The sequence below is a fragment of the Paracholeplasma morum genome (genome assembly GCF_016907055.1).
GTDB lineage: Bacteria > Bacillota_I > Bacilli_A > Acholeplasmatales > UBA5453 > Paracholeplasma > Paracholeplasma morum.
In genome coordinates, this window is record NZ_JAFBBG010000001.1 from 222579 (window position 1) to 238375 (window position 15797).

Annotated in this window: 20 protein-coding genes and 1 other annotated feature; of the genes, 2 read left to right on the forward strand and 18 right to left on the reverse strand. The window is 35.7% G+C overall.

Going from position 1 to position 15797, the window contains the following annotated elements; translation table 11 throughout:
* Nucleotides 1-74: 74 nt before the first annotated feature.
* The 14 genes from rpsI to JN09_RS01085 form a co-directional block, all read right to left on the reverse strand.
* Complete coding sequence (gene rpsI, locus JN09_RS01020; protein ID WP_204431942.1) at nt 75-470, reverse strand: 30S ribosomal protein S9; 396 nt, start codon at nt 468-470, stop codon at nt 75-77.
* A gap of 1 nt (nt 471) precedes the next feature.
* Nucleotides 472-906 carry a 50S ribosomal protein L13 gene (gene rplM, locus JN09_RS01025; protein WP_204431997.1) on the reverse strand — a complete coding sequence of 145 codons (435 nt, stop codon included), beginning with the start codon at nt 904-906 and terminating at the stop codon, nt 472-474.
* A gap of 149 nt (nt 907-1055) precedes the next feature.
* Nucleotides 1056-1955, reverse strand: a complete 900-nt coding sequence (locus tag JN09_RS01030; RefSeq protein ID WP_204431943.1) for a YitT family protein — start codon at nt 1953-1955, stop codon at nt 1056-1058.
* A gap of 1 nt (nt 1956) precedes the next feature.
* A complete protein-coding gene (gene metG, locus JN09_RS01035; RefSeq protein WP_204431944.1) occupies nt 1957-3510 on the reverse strand; it encodes a methionine--tRNA ligase in 1554 nt (517 codons plus the stop codon).
* A 76-nt stretch (nt 3511-3586) separates the two neighbouring features.
* Nucleotides 3587-3787: a binding site (T-box leader), on the reverse strand.
* A 95-nt stretch (nt 3788-3882) separates the two neighbouring features.
* Nucleotides 3883-4731 carry a 16S rRNA (cytidine(1402)-2'-O)-methyltransferase gene (rsmI, locus tag JN09_RS01040; protein WP_204431945.1) on the reverse strand — a complete coding sequence of 283 codons (849 nt, stop codon included), beginning with the start codon at nt 4729-4731 and terminating at the stop codon, nt 3883-3885.
* Nucleotides 4731-5141 carry a hypothetical protein gene (locus tag JN09_RS01045; RefSeq protein WP_204431946.1) on the reverse strand — a complete coding sequence of 137 codons (411 nt, stop codon included), beginning with the start codon at nt 5139-5141 and terminating at the stop codon, nt 4731-4733. The genes rsmI and JN09_RS01045 overlap by 1 nt, the downstream gene beginning before the upstream one ends.
* Nucleotides 5116-5874: a tRNA1(Val) (adenine(37)-N6)-methyltransferase gene (locus JN09_RS01050; protein WP_204431947.1), complete on the reverse strand. Its 759-nt coding sequence runs from the start codon at nt 5872-5874 to the stop codon at nt 5116-5118. Before JN09_RS01050 ends, JN09_RS01045 begins: the two co-directional genes overlap by 26 nt.
* Nucleotides 5858-6664 carry a PSP1 domain-containing protein gene (locus JN09_RS01055; RefSeq protein WP_204431948.1) on the reverse strand — a complete coding sequence of 269 codons (807 nt, stop codon included), beginning with the start codon at nt 6662-6664 and terminating at the stop codon, nt 5858-5860. The genes JN09_RS01050 and JN09_RS01055 overlap by 17 nt, the downstream gene beginning before the upstream one ends.
* A gap of 14 nt (nt 6665-6678) precedes the next feature.
* A complete protein-coding gene (locus tag JN09_RS01060) occupies nt 6679-7614 on the reverse strand; it encodes a DNA polymerase III delta subunit-related protein (RefSeq protein ID WP_204431949.1) in 936 nt (311 codons plus the stop codon).
* Entirely contained in the window at nt 7602-8216 is a 615-nt protein-coding gene (tmk, locus tag JN09_RS01065) for a dTMP kinase (RefSeq protein ID WP_204431950.1), read from the reverse strand. Before tmk ends, JN09_RS01060 begins: the two co-directional genes overlap by 13 nt.
* A gap of 15 nt (nt 8217-8231) precedes the next feature.
* Complete coding sequence (gene truA / locus JN09_RS01070) at nt 8232-8954, reverse strand: tRNA pseudouridine(38-40) synthase TruA (RefSeq protein WP_204431951.1); 723 nt, start codon at nt 8952-8954, stop codon at nt 8232-8234.
* On the reverse strand, nt 8944-9918 hold the full coding sequence (locus JN09_RS01075) for an energy-coupling factor transporter transmembrane component T family protein (protein ID WP_204431952.1): 975 nt from the start codon (nt 9916-9918) through the stop codon (nt 8944-8946). Before JN09_RS01075 ends, truA begins: the two co-directional genes overlap by 11 nt.
* Nucleotides 9911-10759 (reverse strand): energy-coupling factor transporter ATPase, encoded by an 849-nt coding sequence (locus JN09_RS01080; protein WP_204431953.1) that lies wholly within the window; start codon nt 10757-10759, stop codon nt 9911-9913. The genes JN09_RS01075 and JN09_RS01080 overlap by 8 nt, the downstream gene beginning before the upstream one ends.
* A complete protein-coding gene (locus tag JN09_RS01085) occupies nt 10735-11550 on the reverse strand; it encodes an energy-coupling factor transporter ATPase (protein ID WP_204431954.1) in 816 nt (271 codons plus the stop codon). Before JN09_RS01085 ends, JN09_RS01080 begins: the two co-directional genes overlap by 25 nt.
* A gap of 116 nt (nt 11551-11666) precedes the next feature.
* Here JN09_RS01085 and trxA point away from each other — a divergent pair, with 116 nt between their 5' ends.
* Together trxA and JN09_RS01095 are read left to right on the forward strand one after the other, a co-directional pair.
* On the forward strand, nt 11667-11978 hold the full coding sequence (trxA, locus tag JN09_RS01090; RefSeq protein WP_204431955.1) for a thioredoxin: 312 nt from the start codon (nt 11667-11669) through the stop codon (nt 11976-11978).
* A gap of 1 nt (nt 11979) precedes the next feature.
* Nucleotides 11980-12831, forward strand: a complete 852-nt coding sequence (locus tag JN09_RS01095; RefSeq protein WP_204431956.1) for an NAD(P)/FAD-dependent oxidoreductase — start codon at nt 11980-11982, stop codon at nt 12829-12831.
* A 46-nt stretch (nt 12832-12877) separates the two neighbouring features.
* Here JN09_RS01095 and JN09_RS01100 read toward each other — a convergent pair whose 3' ends face one another.
* The 4 genes from JN09_RS01100 to JN09_RS07670 all read right to left on the reverse strand — a co-directional run bounded on the left by JN09_RS01100 (nt 12878) and on the right by JN09_RS07670 (nt 15711).
* The gene (locus JN09_RS01100) at nt 12878-13309 is read right to left on the reverse strand and encodes a MarR family winged helix-turn-helix transcriptional regulator (protein WP_204431957.1); all 432 of its coding nucleotides are present in this window, start codon (nt 13307-13309) and stop codon (nt 12878-12880) included.
* Nucleotides 13309-14295, reverse strand: coding sequence for a VOC family protein (locus JN09_RS01105; protein ID WP_204431958.1), 987 nt, complete (start codon nt 14293-14295; stop codon nt 13309-13311). Before JN09_RS01105 ends, JN09_RS01100 begins: the two co-directional genes overlap by 1 nt.
* 97 nt (nt 14296-14392) lie before the next feature.
* The gene (locus tag JN09_RS01110; RefSeq protein ID WP_204431959.1) at nt 14393-15373 is read right to left on the reverse strand and encodes a hypothetical protein; all 981 of its coding nucleotides are present in this window, start codon (nt 15371-15373) and stop codon (nt 14393-14395) included.
* Nucleotides 15370-15711, reverse strand: coding sequence for a PadR family transcriptional regulator (locus JN09_RS07670; RefSeq protein ID WP_308699510.1), 342 nt, complete (start codon nt 15709-15711; stop codon nt 15370-15372). Before JN09_RS07670 ends, JN09_RS01110 begins: the two co-directional genes overlap by 4 nt.
* Nucleotides 15712-15797: the final 86 nt, after the last annotated feature.

Consider the following 15797-nt stretch of genomic DNA (forward strand, 5'->3'; position numbering starts at 1 on the left):
GCAAATATAATTATAATATAATTAATCCATATAAACAAGAAAAAAAAGGGCAATCACATGATTGCCCACCAAAATTAACGTTTTGAGAATTGTGAAGCTCTACGAGCTTTCTTAAGACCGTATTTTTTACGTTCTTTAGCACGTGGATCTCTTGTTACTAAACCAGCAGGTTTAAGCGTTAATCTTAACTCTTGGTTTACTTCAAGAAGTGCTCTAGTGATACCGTGACGGATTGCTCCAGCTTGTCCAGTGATGCCTCCACCATAAACATTTACAGACACATCAAAGCGACCTTCATTTTCAGTTAGTGCTAATGGTTGTAAAACGTCAAGGCGTGTAGCTGCTGAAGGAATATATTCTTCGAATTCACGTCCGTTAATAACAAACTTACCTGAACCTGAAGTTAAAATTACTCTTGCAACTGAGCTTTTGCGGCGGCCTGTACCTAAATATTGAACGACTTTTGCCATATTATAATACCTCCAACTTTTCTGGTTTTTGTGCAATGTGTGGGTGTTCATTACCTGCATATACGTATAATTTCTTATACATATCTCTACCTAATGTAGTATGAGGTAACATACCTTGAACTGCTTTTTCAACCATTCTTGTTGGGAATTTAGCCATTAAGTCTTTCGCTTTAGTTTCTTTCAAGCTTCCAGCGTATTCACTGTGTTGGTAGTAGATCTTATCGTTCCACTTTTTCCCTGTTAATTCAATTTTTTCTGCATTAATAACGATAACATAATCTCCACAGTCTACATGAGGTGCATATTGTGTGTTTAGTTTTCCTCTTAATACTGACGCTACTTGAGTCGCTAAGCGGCCAAGTGTTTTGCCTTCTGCGTCAATCACATACCATTTTCTTTGAATGGTTTGTGCGTTAGGCATTGTTGTTGTTCTCATCATTTGTGTTCCTCTCCTTATAGTAAGATATAAGGGCTATTTTTGGGCTTTTAAAACGTACCGAAGATATCTTACTATAAGTAAGTATAAATGTCAACATAAAAGAGTATCATTTTATTTCAACATTTGTTTTAAAATCCAATAGAAGCCTATACAATTGTTTTGCGTTTAAAGTTACCTTGAATGGTTTTGACTGGTTGCGTAATCATGAACGCTTTAGGATCAAAATCCTGAACAAGTTTGCGAATCTTCGATAATTCATATGAAGAAATCACAACCATAACCATGGTCTTTTCTTGGTGCGAATATGCCCCTTCGACTCTGCTTAGGGTTACACCACGATAGACTTGTTCCAAAATAAGTTGACATAATTGATCTGGATTTTGCGTAATAATTTCTACTTTTAAGAAATGATACGCTGTGTGAATCTTGTCAGTAACAATGGTTGATACAATGATACGAATGATCGTATATGCAGCAACGCTTGCTGAACCGAATACGAGCGCACCGGCTAATGCAATCGTAATATTTAAAACCAATGATACGAAACCGACGCTTGTACCATGTCTCAATGAATAATACTGTGCAACGATGTCGAGTCCGCCTGTAGAGGTACCATATTTAAGTGCTCCACCAACGCCAACACCGACTAATAATCCACCCATTACAGCTAAGACGAAAGTATCAGTAATCCCAACATCAACTATCGGAATAAATCCTAAAATTGTTGTTTGAATTAAGACAGATACGATAGAGTAAATGGTGAATCGTTTTGACACTCCAAACCAACCTAATATAAGAATTGGAATGTTTCCCAATAAAACAAATATCCCTAAAAACGTATTTCCGGCATTCACGTTAAATCGCGTTATTAAGATATTTCTCACTAATTGCCCTAAGCCTGGAATACCTCCAGTATAAAGCGGTTCTAAAGAGGCTTCTAGAAACCACGCAACCCCAATACCATAAATAATGGTAAATACAGTTACTGTGATTAGAGCCCTAATCTCGAGCCAAAGTTTTGGATTATTTGAAATCAGTTTCGACATGTTATCCCTTTAAGATTTCTTCAAGTTTTTCTTCTGGATTAAAACGTTCAAATAAAACTTCTGGTTTGTTCAATGTTGTTGTTTCAAACCCACCAAAAGTAACGATTGAATCAAAAGTATTTTTGGTTGTATTAATTTGATTTAAGATCTTTTCCGCAGTTTCCGGAATGAAAGCTTGGAGTAATACTGCTGTGAAACGGACGGTTTCAATCAGTTCATATAACACACCATCTAGTTCATCTTGACTGGAATCATCTTTGAACAATTTCCAAGGTTCTGTGACATCAATGAACTTGTTTGCCGATCTAAGAACTTTCATGATTTCTTCGATGGCATCAGACACTTTATATGCATCCATTTTTTCTCTAACTTTATTCAATAGACTATTACATGCATCGACTAAAGAAATTTCGTAAGCTACTTTGGTATTAGCTTTTTTGATTACGCCACCTCTATATTTGTTAGCCATACCGATTGTACGGTTAACAAGGTTACCAAGTGTGTTTGCTAAATCTGTATTATTACGTTCAATCAATAACTCATAAGTCAGATTACCATCAGCTGCATATGGAATTTCGTGTAATACATAATATCTTAACGTGTCTTTCTTAAAATGTGTTAAGATATCGTCCACATATAGTGTATTACCAACTGATTTACTCATTTTACTCTTATCGATTAACACCCATGGGTGTCCAAATACCGTCTTAGGTAGTGGTAAATCTAACGCCATTAACATGATTGGCCAGTAAATCGTATGGAATCTCAAAATATCTTTACCAATTAAATGAATGTCTGCTGGCCAGTATTTTGAGTATTTCTCTGAAGGGGTTAAAGATCCATCTAACCCTAAGCCACTAATATAGTTTGTTAGAGCATCGATCCATACGTAGGTTACGTGTTTCTTATCGAATGTTGGAATACCCCATTTAAAGGATGTTCTAGATACCGATAAGTCTTGAAGTGGTTCTGTTAGGAAGTTGTTAATCATTTCATTCTTTCTGGTTTCAGGGAGAATGAATTCAGGGTGTGATTCAATGTAGTCAACCAAACGTTTTTGATATTTTTTCAAATCAAAGAAATACGTTTCTTCTTCAGTCCAAACCAGTTTGTCTCCATTAGGACCCTTACCATCTACGATGTCTTTATCGGCGATGAAAGATTCTTCAGAAACACTATACCAACCTGAGTATTTACCTAAATAAATATCTCCTTGGTCATAAAGCTTCTTGAAAATAGCTTGAACGACTTCATAATGATTCTTATCTGTTGTTCTAACAAAATGATCATATGAAACATCAACTGAAGCATAAATGCGTTTAATTTCGCCTGAAATCTTATCTGTAAATGACTTTGGATCAAGGTTATGTTCCATAGCTCTTGATTCAATTTTTTGCCCGTGTTCATCAGTTCCTGTTTGAAAATAAACATCGAAGCCGTCTAATCTTTTAAATCTGGCGATTGCATCCGCTAGGATTGCTTCATAGACATTCCCCACGTGTGGAATGGCACTTGCATATGCAATTGCTGTGGAAATATAAAACGGTTTTTTCATAGATTCACCATACGATACTCAATAGATGATTGAGTAGCCTTTCTTCATTAATACATTAAAAAACGCCCTTAAAAAATCTAAGGACGAAAGATCGCGGTACCACCTTAGTTCTAGACGAATCGTCCAGCACTCATACACTTAACGCGTGCTCACGGCTTAACCTACCTATCGGAAAAGCGGCTCGAGAACCATGTTCATTTCAGTCTCTGTTTGTTTACACCACCCACAAACTCTCTATTAGAAGACAAAAAACTACTCTTTCTTTCATTGCCTATTCTTATTATATATAATATAATCTCTAAAAACAATCAAAACTTTAAGGATGGCATTTTTTACGTAAATCGGCTCATCCTAAAAAGAAAAATCAAACAATTACTGTTTGATTCCACCCTTATTAACAACGGTTTGATAAACCTCATTTTTATGTACTTTATAGTCTTTAGCAACTTTTTTGATAGCATCTTTTTCCGAATAACCAAGTTTAACATAGTCTAATACGTCTTGATACATATCGCCACTATTAAGTGTCTCGTTATCTCTACCACTCACTAAAATAACAAACTCACCTTTTTCGTTGATGTCTGTTTCAATCAGTTTTGAGGCAGTTTCTTCATAGTAGGTTTCAAATTGCTTGGTAAGTTCTTTCGCTAACACTACTTTTCGGTCTCCAAGCGTCTTTAAAACACTGGCTAACGTTTGTTTGACTCTATCGCCACGCTCATAAAAAATAAGCGTATGAGGTAAGCCCGATAACCGGTTGAGTTCTTCTTCACGTTTAGATTCTGTACGGTCGAGGAATCCAAAGAATGTGAACGGTTGTGGTGCTAACCCGGAGGCAATTAGTGCCGTTACAAACGCGGTTGCTCCTGGTATGGCTACAACAGGATATAAGTCTTTTACTTCAAGAACTAAATCGTATCCTGGGTCCGAAATCGCTGGCGTCCCTGCATCGGTTACAAGCCCAACCGATTCCCCATTGTTCAAGTGATTTAGGACTAGTAAAGCGGCTTCTTTCTTATTGTGTTCGTGATAACTCTTAATCGGTTTTTTAATTTGATAATGACTCATTAGTTTGAGCGTGTTTCTAGTATCCTCAGCAAAAACAACTGAAACCGTCTCAAGTGTTTCAATTGCTCTTAGTGAAATATCTTTTAAATTGCCAATTGGGGTTGCGATTAGATAGAGTGTTGGTTTTTGATCCACAAAACTTTGTCTAATCATTAGTCAATCACAACGCGTTTAGCTTGTTCATGCCAATCGCGTTCTGCGTAAATAATACGCATGAGCTCTTTACGTTTTGCAACACCAATTTTAAACTTTCTACGACAGGTATCGATAAAGAAATGTTCTGATGTATTATATAAATCATCAAACATGGATAGTTTAAGTAAGTTAAGCAAGACAATGTGTCTCGTTACTTTTGGAGTTGAAATGAAGAAATCAATTGTTACATCCAAGTCAGATGCAAGTGAGTAGGTATACTCTTGATAAATATCATCACCAACTTCAGCAAGCATCATGTTCAAAATACGCTTTTCAAAGCTGGTTGGTTCACCATCGACTGCAACCATGTGAATGGCCAAGTCTAGGAATTTAAGTTTTTCTTTACGGTTTAATAGACTCAGTAACATATGAATCCCTCCCAATGTTATATATGTCTAAAATGGCTTTAGTCCATCTATCTTTATTATACACGATTAATGGTTTTAATACGACTAACCCACCTGGTTGTCTGCCCTTTACAGCTTCGATCAACACATGGTTAGGATTCGTATTCCTTCGTGGTAAAACAAACTGCATTCTTTTGGGCTCAAGATTGTACTCGCGTAATAGACTTAGAATATCTGTGAGTCTATCCGGTCTATGGATCATATAAAATGAGCCACCATTATTTAGAAGTTGGTTTGCTTCTTTGATTAAATCTTCCAAAGTCATTTTGACTTCATGACGCGCAATCGTCAAATAATCGTTTTTGTTTGTTCTTGAAGTGTGATCGACTTTAAAGAACGGCGGATTAGAAATGACTATGTCAAATCCAAATTTACCAACTTTGTTGGATATCCCAACAAAATCGTCGTGAATGATCTCAATTTGATGAGATAGTTGATTGGTTTTTACATTCAGTTTTGCGAGTTCATACGATTTTTCTTGAATCTCAACACCAATTATTTGAGCCTGTGTGGATATCGATAAGTAAAGTGGTATGGCCGCATTTCCTGTCCCTAAATCAATCATTTTCTTCAACTTTTTATTATGTCTTACAAATGAAGCTAGTAAGATCGAATCAATTGAAAAACTGAACATTTCTGAGTCTTGAAAGATTTTAATTCTTTCATACCCTAATAAATCATTTTGAACGAGCATCTTCCAGTAATTCCTTTAGAGGTATTTGTCCAAATGAACCATCTTCATAAGCAAGTTTAAGTGTTTGTCTCAAAATATTGATGGAGATAACGGTTGCGTGGCCATCTTTGGTTTTAACTTTTTGGCCAACGTCTGGCATGTTCTCTCTTAATTCTTCATAAACGCTATTTTCAAACTTAATGCAGCATAATAATTTGCCACAGTTTCCACTAATTTTTTGTGGGTTCAATGATAGGTTTTGATTCTTAGCCATTTTAATGGATACGTTATCAAACTCACCAATAAATGTTGTACAACATGTAATTAGGCCACATGGTCCAATACCGCCAATAAATTTAGCTCCGTCTCTTGAGCCTACTTGTCGTAGTTCAATTCGAGTACGGTACGATTCAGACAAGTCTTTTACAAGTTGTCTAAAGTCTACTCTGCCTTCTGATTCAAAATAAACCACTAAGCGATCTCTATCTAAGGTATATTCCGCTGCCAAGAGCTTCATATCAAGACTGTTTCTTCTTGCAAGTTCCTTGGTTTTTTGGAGAACCTCATGTTCAAGACTCTTATTATATTCGTGTTCAGAAATATCGTTTTCTGTTGCTATTCTTAAGATTGGTTTAATCTCATTTTGTAAAGATAATTCGTCTACTTCGACTAACTTGCCGACTACTTTACCCAACTCAACACCTCTAATGGTTTCAACAACAACCTTTGTTCCATCAGCGACATTAAAGCTCAAAGGGTTGAAGTAATAGCGCTTGCCAGCTTGTCTAAACTGTATTTGTGCTACAAGCATATATTCACATCCTCTTAGTTTTCTAAGGACAACACCAATTGTATAAATGCCATCTCTATATTAATATTATAGTTTAATCTGTATAAAATCTCTTGAATTTGTTTCAAAGAATTCGAGATTTTTTCTAAAGACATATTATCGCATAAGATGCTATAGTCTTCTTTGAATGTATTAAATGCGATTACTTCATCGGTTTTACTCTTTAAAATATCCAAATAATATACCATTAAAAGTTCTAAGAAATAAACTAGTAATTGTTTTTCACTTCTAAATGTTTGGAGTTTTGGTTCCAATAAGAACCACAAAGAATCTTTTTTTAGTAGGGCTTGATGATACCCCTTTAAACTATCAACAACAAAATAGATTTGATCGTTTAAGGCCATTGCTGACACAACTTCCTTATCTTTATTCAAATAAGGTAAACATTCGGCCATTAATGGGTCTATTCCATCTTGTATCAGTTCTTCTGTTAAGTCTTTTTCACTTCTAGGTTTTAGATAAATGATTTGACTACGAGATTGAATCGTTGGTAAGACAACATCTTGATTATCTGTCAATAAAATACCAATCGTTTCTTTTGAAAGTGGTTCTTCTAAGAACTTTAAAAGGCCATTAGCTGCTGCTGTGGATAACTTATCGACTTCATCAATGATATAAATACGTTTCCCACTGGTTAATGATGTTTTAGAAAACTCATTTTGTAGGCTTGCGATTTGCTCCTTTTTAATGTTTTGTCCAGAGGGTTCAATGAACATTAAGTTAATATGTCCTTCTGTCTCTAGTTTTTCCTTGGTATAACCTTCTTTAAATAAAAAGGCAGCAATCGAAAAAGCCAGTTCTTTTTTACCAGATCCCTTTGGGCCTGTAAATAAGTATAGGTGGCTTAATCTATCTTTATTCACTGCTTTTTTAAACATATCAAGAATGGTTTGTTGTTTTATTTTTTCCATAGATGCACATCCTTCAAATGTGCTTTGACATCGTTAATTAAACCCTCAATTGACTGATCGCCATTGATGATAATATAGCGTTTGTCATAGCGTTTAGATAGTGCTAAGTATCCTTCTCTTACTTTATGGTGAAAGTCTAGTTGTTCCAAGTCTAAACGGTTATTAACGCGTGATTGGATTCTAGCCATTCCCACTTCTGGTGCTTGGTCTATATAAAATGTAATATCAGGCATATAGTCCAGGGCAAATGTATTAATTTTTAGTACTTCTTCAACCCCGAGCCCTCTTGCATAACCTTGATAGGCTAAGGATGAGTCAATAAAGCGGTCGCATAACACTACTTTATTGTCATTTAATGCTGGGATAATGACTTCTTCTAAATGTTGAACTCTACTAGCAGCAAAAAGTAGTGCTTCTGTTTTCGCCTTAATGCCTTTGTTGTCGATATCTAGAATGATTTGTCTAATCTTTTCGGCAATAATAGACCCGCCCGGTTCTCTAGTTATGACAACTTCAATATTTTTGGTCTCAAAAAAACCTTTTAAGGCTTGAATTAAGGTTGTTTTACCTGAACCTTCTCCACCTTCAAATGTGATAAACATATGATGCCTCCTCAATTAATATCCGACTTCTTTTAAGTAAAGCCCTTCTGGATTGGCGGTCTTTCCGACCAATTGTCTATTTTGTGTTTCTAGTATTTCTTTAATAACTGTGACTTCTTTTTTGCCTCGACCGATATCGATTAAGGTACCTACCATACTTCTAACCATGTATTTTAAGAAACTATTGCCTAAAAAGGTGAAGATTAAGTGTGTAGGTGTTTCTTGTAGTGTCGCTTGATAGATTGTTTTAATGGTTGGCTTGCCTAATACATAGGCGCCAAAACCTTTAAAGTCATAGGTGCCTATGAAACTATCGATTGCTTGTTGCATTTTAGCTACATCTAAAGGGTACTTAACATAGGTCTCATGATTTCTTTCGAATAGGTTATAGTCCCTAGAAATCAAATAGACATATTCCTTTGTTTTAGCGCTGTGTCTTGCGTGAAAGGCCTCAGTAACCACCTCGACATTTAAAACGCGAATATCGAGTGGTAAATAGGTGTTTAATGCCCTAAGCCATTCATGACTTCCCATTTGATTTGTAGTATCAAAATGATAGACTTGACCAAGCGCATGCACACCTTTGTCTGTTCTTCCAGAACCAAAAATAACAATAGGCTCTTTAGCAATCCCACTAGATACTTCTTCGATGATGGATTGAATCCCTATGGCATTGGGTTGTGACTGAAACCCTTGATAGTTTGTGCCATCATAAGCAACGACTACTTTAAAACGCATGAATAACACCCGTATTTAATAATATAACAACTGTGAGTAAAATTGCTAGGACTAAAAGGGTAATAATATCAACCCATGCAAATTTCATGACATCAATCTTCGTTCTTGGATCTCCAATAACATAGCCCCTTGCTTCCATCGCATTGGCCAAGTCTTCAGCTCTTTTAAACGATATGATGAAGATTGGAATCAATAAGGAAATGATTTGTCCGATTTTCTTTTTAAGTGTTGATTCACTAAATTCTACCCCACGTGAGGCTTGAGCCTTCATGATTTTAGTGGTTTCTTCCATTAGAGTCGGAATGAAACGTAGGGTTAGTGATAACATCATTGAGATTTCAGCAACCGGAAATCTAACAATCTTAAGTGGTTTCATTACGGATTCAAGTCCGTTATTCAAATCTGTGGTCATGGTTGTAAAAGTTAATAATGAGGATAACAGCACAACTATGAAAATTCTAAATAGGATAAACCCTGTTCTGATGAGTCCACCAGAATAGATTGTAAAATCATAAGAGAATAGTTTCCCATATGGCAAGAATGCTTGAATAACAAATAACAAGATTACTACAAGAATAAAGGCAATTGATCTTAATTTAATGCGTTTCTTATATAGGTTGTATAGGACAATTAATAAAATCATAGCTGCTATAGATGAGAAGCTTAGGTGCATCTTAGTCTCTAACAGAACACTACCTGTTTTGATGTTAAATATTTGTAATACAAACGTGAATGTTAATAAGAATAATAGTGCCCTCATTCCTTTTATCATCTTCATAAAAGGTAATCCGGTTGAAAGTACCATAATCAGGACAAGCCCCAACAAAATCGCCATTAATTCAAAATTAGGGACTAGGAATGTAATAACCAACCCTAATACTAAAGCGATGATTTTTGCTCTTGGGTCCATTTTGTATATCCATGAGTTTCCATGGATGTATTGACCGATTGTTACATTATTCATGGTAGACCTCCTTTAAATACATAAGGAGTTCTTCTTCCGTAAACACTTGTTTAAATGGAATGTCTAATTTCTTAGATAAGTGTTCCATCATGCGGTATGCATTTGGTTTAGCTAAGTGTAGTTTTTCAAACTCATCTGTAAGGAATAAGATTTCTCTTGTTCCATCAAACTTAACTTTACCCTTATCCATCACCAAAATGCGTTTAGCATAACGGCTAACGATATCCATGTCATGCGTAATTAAGACGATGGTCTTGTTGTATTTTATATGTAAATCATTAAATAGAGCCATCATTTCTGCTGAGCCTTTAGGATCTAGACCTCTCGTTGGTTCGTCTAAGACTAACATATCCGGTTCCATTGCAAGAATTCCCGCAATCGCAACACGTCTCATTTGTCCACCACTAATTCTAAATGGGCTTTTCATAAGGAGTTCATCGTCAATACCCACGAGTTTAGCGGCTTCTCTAGCTTTCTTTTCTGCTTCAGCATCCGATAAACCAAAGTTCTTTGGTCCAAACATAATGTCTTTTAGAATGGTTTCCTCAAATAATTGATATTCTGGAAACTGAAAAACCAAACCAACTTTTTTTCTAATTGGTCCGACTACCGCGTTTTTCTTTAAAGGAATTGTGTGTTCATAAATCTGAATTTGTCCTTTTGTTGGCATCAAAAGGGCATTCATGTGTTGAACAAGCGTTGTTTTACCACTACCTGTTTGACCACAGATTGCGACGAACTCATGATCATTAATCGCTAATGTAATTTGATTGAGCGCTTCATAAGACTCATTTTTTACGCCACGGTAAAAATAGCTTACTTGGTTAAACTGTATGCCCATAGTTCATCTACCAATTCTTTCTTGTTTTTAAGTACTTCATCGTTTTTAACTTGATCATAGACTCTCATGCCAAATGGGATGTCTAGTTCAGTTTGTTCTAAAATATCTTTGTGTTTGAAAACATCATCTGGTTTCCCCGTTAATGCGACTTTACCCTTATTTAATACAATCAGTTGATCAGAAAGCCTTGCAAACTCTAAGTCATGCGTAACGGTAATAATTGTTTTGCGGTACTCCTTGTTTAATCTGATGATAAAATCCGTAATGTCTTTAACCCCTTCTGGGTCAAGCATCGATGTGGCTTCATCGAATATCATAATGTCTTGATTCATTGCAAGCGCACCAGCAATGGCAACGCGTTGTTTTTGTCCGCCTGAAAGTTGGTGTGGTTCCTTATCCATATAAGCTTCCATACCGACTAGTTCGGCATATTCATTGATGAGTTCAATCATTTTTGGTTGTGGTACACATTGGTTTTCTAGACCAAAAGCAATATCGTGTTTAACCGTAACTCCAACAAATTGATTATCTGGATTTTGAAACACAATTCCAACACGTTTTCTAATATCGTGAACCGTTTCTTTCTTTAGTTCGATACCATCTATTTTAATGGTTCCACTATCTGCCTTTAATAAGCCAATTAACAGCTTTGCAAGTGTAGATTTACCTGAACCATTATGACCAACGATGCATACCCAAGTGCCTTCTTCGATTGAAAAAGACAAATCTTGAATGGCTTCGTCTTTATTATTATAAGAAAATTTTAAATTTGATACTTCTATTTTTGCCATTTAAATACCCTCTTTACCATTAATCTATTATATCATAATAATTGTTGCATTTAACTAGATTTATGCCCCATCTTTATGTATAATAGGCTAGGAATATTAATTATAGGAGGTGCCTTATGGCCATTACCGTTACAAAAGAAAACTTCAAGAGTTTAGTATTAGACTCAAAAGAACCAGTTTTAGTAGACTTCTGGGCTGCTTGGTGCAGACCTTGTCAAATGCTTGGACCAATCGTTGACTCTCTTTCAACTGAAGTTGAAGGATTAGCTAAAGTAGTTAAAATCAACGTGGATGAACAACCTGAACTTGCAAATGAATTTAGAATCATGAGCATTCCAACCATCCTTGTGTTCAAAAACGGAAAAGTTGCAAACCAAGCAATTGGTGTACGTTCTAAAGACGAGCTAAGAAAACTATTAGGCGTTTAAGATGTACGATACAATCATCATCGGTAAAGGGCCTGCTGGAATTTCAGCGGCCATTTATTTAAAAAGATCTAATAAGCACGTATTAGTTATCGGAAAAGACAATGGGTCACTCTATGATGGTGTCATGATTGACAACTATTATGGATTTCCTGGAGGAATTTCTGGTACTGAGCTTATTGAACGTGGCGTAAAACAGGCTACAGAATTTGGGATTGAAGTGCTTCAAGAGGAAGTGATTGCAATCGATAAATTGGATCATTTTACAGTAACCACAAATAAGAATACTTACGAGGCAAAAACAGTACTGCTTGCTACAGGTAAACCAAGAACGACTTTAAGGATTAAAGGATTTCAACAATATAGAGGCAAGGGCATTAGTTTTTGTGTAACTTGTGATGGGTTCTTCTTTAGAGGTAAACACTTAGCATTGATTGGATATAATGACTTTATGCTTCATGAACTCAAAGACATGGAGTTCTTAACTGACAAAATCACCATTTTTACAAATGGTAACCCACTTACTGTTCCTGTAGAAGGGTATCCAGTTGTAGAAGACAAAATCATTGAAATCACAGGCGATGGTGAAGTTGCAAAGAGTATACTCACTGAAAATGGCGAATATGCCATTGATGGAATCTTTGTAGCTTTAGGTAGCCCAGGTGCAGTCGATTTTGCAACAAGAATTGGTGCGCTCGTTGAGGGCAGTAACTTAGTCGTTAACGAAGATTTCCAAACAAACATTGAAGGTCTATTTGCAGCTGGAGATACTGTTGGTGGCGTATTGCAAGTCGCAAAAGCCGCTGCAGATGGTATGCATGCTGCAATCGCATTAAAGAAAATACTAAAAAAATAAGACAAATCAGATTTGTCTTTTCTTTTTATAAAGCCATTTACCAGCTTTATTCACAGCTACATTTACTAGCGGCTGTACCTAGTTTTTTCAGTAGTTCTTGTAGTGTTTTTTCTTCTGCCTCTGTTAGAACTTTTAGCACTTTTTTAATGTTTGCTTCATGAGCTGGATATACTTTATCCATCTTATTCTTACCCTCATCGGTTAGTCTCAAGATGAAGCTTCGTTTGTCCTTAATAGATTTCTCTCTAACAATATAACCACGTTTTGCTAAGTTGTCTAGTACATAGGTCATACTCGAATTTGCGATCAAAACTTTGTCCGTTACTTCTTGAACAGTAAGTTCACCTTTATGATAAAGGGCTTCAAGCGTTCCAAACTCACTGACATTTAATCCATACTGTTCAATATCTTTTTTAATAATTCCTTCAAAACTGTTTTTAGCTCTGAATAGAATAGTAACTGTTTTTAAATCTCTCATTAGAAATACTCCTTATTAAAGATTTTATCACTGCGTTTTGTATCAATTGGTCTTACAACACTTTCCACATAAGCACGGCGATTTCTAAATCTTGGTGGCAATGCTAACGTTTCACCTAAGTTCTCTAGCGTTTCTTCATCGTCGATGAATCCTGGACCTTCTGTAGCAAACTCAAATAGAATTCCTTTATATAGTCTAGTGTATAAAGATTCGAAATAGAATCTATCCACATAACCAGAGTTTGGTGCGCCAAGTGCATTCAAGTAACCTTCCCAATCGGTTAAGGCAGCTTTATCTTTAACTCTGAATGCTACGTGGTGAACAGATCCGAATCCTTGTTGGGCTTCTGGCATCATCAATTGATGCTCAATGATGACTCTACCGTTGTTTCCACCTTTACCCATTTCATATAATGTATAAGGCTTCTCTTGAGCGATGACTCTCATGCCTAGGAATCTGCTTAACACACCATCCATTTTATCCACGTCTGCTACTCTAAAGAAAATTGGACCTAAACCCATTATCGCATATTCATCAGGTACTGGGCCTTTACGCCATGGGTGATTATCATATTCTACAGTATCTGTCTCATCTGAGAATATCGCATACGCTTGATCGTCAAAATCATTAAAGAACAGTACCTTCTTGCCAAACATGGTTTTGATTGGTTCATGAGGCACGTGGTAGTGATCCAAACGTTTAACCCAATAATTCAGTGCTTCATCTGTTAATACTCTAAAGCCAGTTCTCGAGATTTCATTCGTCCCTCTAACTGCTTTTCTAATCCCTCTAAAATCAAAGAAGGTCATATCAGTTCCAGCTTGCCCAATTTCATCGGCAAAGAATAAGTGGTAAGTATTAATATCATCTTGGTTAACTGTTTTCTTTACAAGTCTAATACCTAATACTCTTGTAAAAAAATCATAAATAAGTTTTGCGTCACTTGTAATTGCAGTAACGTGGTGAATACCATTTACTTGTAACATATTAGTCACATCCTTCATTTACTATTATATTTCGAATTCGAATTATATTCAAGACATTTGCTTTAAAAAACAACCACAATATTGTGGCTGTTCATAATTAGCGTTTCTTAGTTAGCTTGTACCATCTAGTTGTCAGTTCAATTAGTGTTACAAACCATGCAATAGCCAACCCACCTCTAATGAAGCGATCTGCATATAGATTTAGTGTATCTACTGACTTTTCTGATGCAACTGATATGGCATTAACGAAAGCTGGTTCAAATGGAGAGACTGATAGTAAGTATACTGTAAAGGCAATTAATGATGCTACTTCTAGGATGCTAAATACTAAACCAGATTTAATATTAAAACGTCTATAAACGATTCTGTAAATAGATCCAGCTAATCCGATTAGCATTCCAACACCGCATATTAGAGCTATCCAAAGTGACTCAGTCGTTTTTAGTATATGGCCATTATAAATGAAGTTAATGTTATCATCTAAGATAATGTTAATGTCACTGTAGTTGGATAAAATGAACCACAAGAAGAATCCACCGAAAACAACTGTTAGAATGACTTCGACGATAGCATCTGTTCTTTCACTCTTCAAGTCTTTATTTTCTGGAACTTTTGCAAGTTTGGTTGGATCGAACTCATCTGTTTTTTGGTTGTAATCCAAGGACCAAAATATAACAGTTACTACAGCAAATGCGAAGAAGATAGATCCGAATAAATCCCCGGTAATTTCTGTAAGAATTGTACTAAGAATCTTAATCCCTGTTTGTTCTAGGATGCCTGATACAACTGCTGATACAATATTTATCGAAACAAATACGATCAATACAATTTTGAGTACTTTGATATAATCATCATAAAGTCTTGGAGAGATGACATATCTCTTCTTTTCTTTGTATTCAAGTGCAAGCACATCCGGTCTACCTAATTGTTTTAAAACCTTAATTGTATTTGCTTCAGAGATATCATCTCCAAGCATATCTAATATATTTCCTCTTAATTCATCTTCAATATCTTTGCGCTTTGATTCTTCAAGGCGTTTGGTTACGTCATATATGTAACGTTCAATTAGATCATTCATTTTTCTTCTCCTTCAATTAATTGTCTCATTTGCTTTGTGTTATACTCCCATGTATTAAGTAAGTGACTTAATACTTCATCACCAAATTCGCTTAGCATATAATACTTTCTAGGTCTTGATTCCGTCGTATCCCAATTAGATACTAGTAACCCTTGTGTCTCTAAACGTCTAAGTAGTGGGTATAGTGTCCCAGCTTCTATCTGAATGGCCTTTTCTTCTAGCGCTTGTAACAACGAGTACCCGTATTGCTCTTTTTTTAATAAATATAATACTTGTAGGGTCTGTGTTCCCCTTTTTAACTCAACTTCGAAGTTAGTTATGAGTGTGTCTTTATCCACTGTATCACCTCGACTATTATTATACTGTATGTCATACACTATTGTCAATAATATAATGTTAAATATTATAAAATAAAAGCCAGAGA

Excerpts from the sequence above, each read along its gene's own strand:
- JN09_RS01100 (WP_204431957.1), bottom strand. The coding sequence starts at position 13,309 with ATGAGAGATTTAAAAACAGTTACTATTCTATTCAGAGCTAAAAACAGT.
- metG (WP_204431944.1), bottom strand. The coding sequence starts at position 3,510 with ATGAAAAAACCGTTTTATATTTCCACAGCAATTGCATATGCAAGTGCC.
- JN09_RS01055 (WP_204431948.1), bottom strand. The coding sequence starts at position 6,664 with ATGCTTGTAGCACAAATACAGTTTAGACAAGCTGGCAAGCGCTATTAC.
- trxA (WP_204431955.1), top strand. The coding sequence starts at position 11,667 with ATGGCCATTACCGTTACAAAAGAAAACTTCAAGAGTTTAGTATTAGAC.
- JN09_RS01050 (WP_204431947.1), bottom strand. The coding sequence starts at position 5,874 with ATGCTCGTTCAAAATGATTTATTAGGGTATGAAAGAATTAAAATCTTT.
- JN09_RS01095 (WP_204431956.1), top strand. The coding sequence starts at position 11,980 with ATGTACGATACAATCATCATCGGTAAAGGGCCTGCTGGAATTTCAGCG.
- JN09_RS01075 (WP_204431952.1), bottom strand. The coding sequence starts at position 9,918 with ATGAATAATGTAACAATCGGTCAATACATCCATGGAAACTCATGGATA.
- JN09_RS01060 (WP_204431949.1), bottom strand. The coding sequence starts at position 7,614 with ATGGAAAAAATAAAACAACAAACCATTCTTGATATGTTTAAAAAAGCA.
- JN09_RS01110 (WP_204431959.1), bottom strand. The coding sequence starts at position 15,373 with ATGAATGATCTAATTGAACGTTACATATATGACGTAACCAAACGCCTT.
- JN09_RS01105 (WP_204431958.1), bottom strand. The coding sequence starts at position 14,295 with ATGTTACAAGTAAATGGTATTCACCACGTTACTGCAATTACAAGTGAC.
- JN09_RS01080 (WP_204431953.1), bottom strand. The coding sequence starts at position 10,759 with ATGGGCATACAGTTTAACCAAGTAAGCTATTTTTACCGTGGCGTAAAA.
- JN09_RS01045 (WP_204431946.1), bottom strand. The coding sequence starts at position 5,141 with ATGTTACTGAGTCTATTAAACCGTAAAGAAAAACTTAAATTCCTAGAC.
- JN09_RS01085 (WP_204431954.1), bottom strand. The coding sequence starts at position 11,550 with ATGGCAAAAATAGAAGTATCAAATTTAAAATTTTCTTATAATAATAAA.
- rsmI (WP_204431945.1), bottom strand. The coding sequence starts at position 4,731 with ATGATTAGACAAAGTTTTGTGGATCAAAAACCAACACTCTATCTAATC.
- rplM (WP_204431997.1), bottom strand. The coding sequence starts at position 906 with ATGAGAACAACAACAATGCCTAACGCACAAACCATTCAAAGAAAATGG.
- tmk (WP_204431950.1), bottom strand. The coding sequence starts at position 8,216 with ATGTTTATCACATTTGAAGGTGGAGAAGGTTCAGGTAAAACAACCTTA.
- truA (WP_204431951.1), bottom strand. The coding sequence starts at position 8,954 with ATGCGTTTTAAAGTAGTCGTTGCTTATGATGGCACAAACTATCAAGGG.
- JN09_RS01030 (WP_204431943.1), bottom strand. The coding sequence starts at position 1,955 with ATGTCGAAACTGATTTCAAATAATCCAAAACTTTGGCTCGAGATTAGG.
- rpsI (WP_204431942.1), bottom strand. The coding sequence starts at position 470 with ATGGCAAAAGTCGTTCAATATTTAGGTACAGGCCGCCGCAAAAGCTCA.